This is a genomic window from Undibacterium sp. RuTC16W (assembly GCF_049339445.1).
Lineage (GTDB): Bacteria > Pseudomonadota > Gammaproteobacteria > Burkholderiales > Burkholderiaceae_D > Undibacterium.
On record NZ_JBMPPE010000104.1, the window covers coordinates 1 to 305 of the forward strand.

Consider the following 305-nt stretch of genomic DNA (forward strand, 5'->3'; position numbering starts at 1 on the left):
TGTCAGAAGCGCGCATGCAGATGATGCAGGCCCAGGTCGAGCCGCACTTCCTGTTCAACACCCTGGCCTCGGTCGAATACCTGATCGAGACCGACCCGCCGCGCGCCTCGGCCATGCAGCGCAGCCTGATCCAGTACCTGCGCGCGGTGCTGCCGCAGATGCGCGACAACGCCGTCGTCACCAACCTCGGGCGCGAGGCGGACATGGTCAAGTCCTACCTGAACCTGCTGAAGATGCGCATGGAAGAACGCCTGACGGTGGATTTCGAGATCCCCGACGGCCTGCGCAGCTCCGCCTTCCCACCC

The 305-nt window shown here is 65.2% G+C and carries 1 protein-coding gene; it reads left to right on the top strand.

Going from position 1 to position 305, the window contains the following annotated elements; all coding sequences use genetic code 11:
• On the top strand, positions 1 to 305 hold a 305-nt coding region (locus ACO0K4_RS19690; protein WP_422958352.1), incomplete at both ends, for a histidine kinase.